The 1171-nt window shown below is 71.1% G+C and carries 1 protein-coding gene and 1 pseudogene; both read right to left on the reverse strand.

Annotated features, from left to right (window positions below; translation table 11 throughout):
- Nucleotides 1–63 precede the first annotated feature (63 nt).
- Nucleotides 64–954 (reverse strand): bifunctional DNA primase/polymerase, encoded by an 891-nt coding sequence (locus PV350_RS46630; RefSeq protein ID WP_500339313.1) that lies wholly within the window; start codon nt 952–954, stop codon nt 64–66.
- Nucleotides 951–1171 (reverse strand): annotated as a pseudogene (locus PV350_RS46635) (SAM-dependent methyltransferase); the annotation flags it as partial. The pseudogene PV350_RS46635 and the gene PV350_RS46630, both read right to left, overlap by 4 nt.

The following is a 1171-nucleotide window of genomic DNA, read 5'->3' on the forward strand; positions in this document are numbered from 1 at the left end:
GTTAAAAAAGACAGGCCACCCCCCCCCCCCCCCGGCCCACGGGCCCGGGGCGGGTGGGGGTGGTCATGCCGTAGCCCGGCGTCGCGGGTTGTGGGCGATGGACCAGTTCAGCGCGCTGCGCAGGGTGGAGCGGCACTGAGACGCCGGCAGTCCGGCCGCCTCGCCCGCTTCCTGAAGAGCCTGCTCAACCACACTCCGGGGGAGGTCGCCCCACGCGACGAACCGCCCGAGTGCTCGCGCCGCCCGGAACAACGCCGCCTCACGCGCTCCCTGTTGGGTCATGACGACATTGCGTGCCTCATTGGCGAGCGCAATGTCAGCGTATCTACGGGATTGCCCTGCTACGGCGACCGAGGGGGCCTGTACGGGCTTGGGGGCCGGTTCCAGGATGCTTCGCAGCCATCGGGGCAGAGGGGCGGCCACAGGGCCGCCTACGGCCTCGTAGAGTCCCGTGGGGACCGTGGAGCCGGCGGCGACGACGTATCCGCCCCATGCGCGGGTGTCGACCAACGGCCCCACGGTGCCCGCGGTGTTGGTCAGCCGAATGTCGGGCGGCGCGGTGAAGTACAGGTGCTCTCCACCGCTCGCAGTTCGCACCCTGTGCGTCGTGGGCACGGCCTGTCCGGCGCGCTCGCAGAGCGCCTGAAAGGTCGCCGCGCCGTTAGGCGCGTCTGCACTGCCCTTGTCCTTGGGCATGTCGAGGTCGACCACCAGCAGCCCAGAGGGGCCGGTGGCGATGCCGACGTTGAACGGCCCTTGCGACCAGGTCGCGCGGATGCGGTCCGGGTCGGTGGTGGCGCGCTGCTCCCACTTGCTATGCCCGGCGGCGCAGGGCCCCTTGTGGGGGCAGGTTGTTTCCCCGTGCAGGGCGGGCCGCTTGGTGCCGGGGCGGAGCGGGAAGACGCGCCAGCCGTGCTCTGCTGCTTGCAGGGCGGCTTTCAGGAGGTGGTTCATGCAGCCACCGCCCGGGCGTTCAGGGCCGTATGGAAAGCGGTGCCGACCCATGCGGCGTAGGCGGGTGGGATGCATTCGCGGATGCCGTCGCGGGTCATCCAGTGGACGCCCATGTCGGCGCGGACGTAGGGGACGTTGGAGAAGTTGCCGACGGCGTGGTACCAGTCGCCGGCGTTGAGGGGGCGGCCCATCTTCACCAGAGGGGCCGTGTGGGCGG

This window comes from Streptomyces sp. PA03-6a, assembly GCF_033792765.1.
Classification (GTDB): domain Bacteria; phylum Actinomycetota; class Actinomycetes; order Streptomycetales; family Streptomycetaceae; genus Actinacidiphila.

Bases quoted from the DNA above. Each gene is read 5' to 3' on its own strand.
- PV350_RS46630 (WP_500339313.1), bottom strand. From the start codon at position 954: ATGAACCACCTCCTGAAAGCCGCCCTGCAAGCAGCAGAGCACGGCTGG.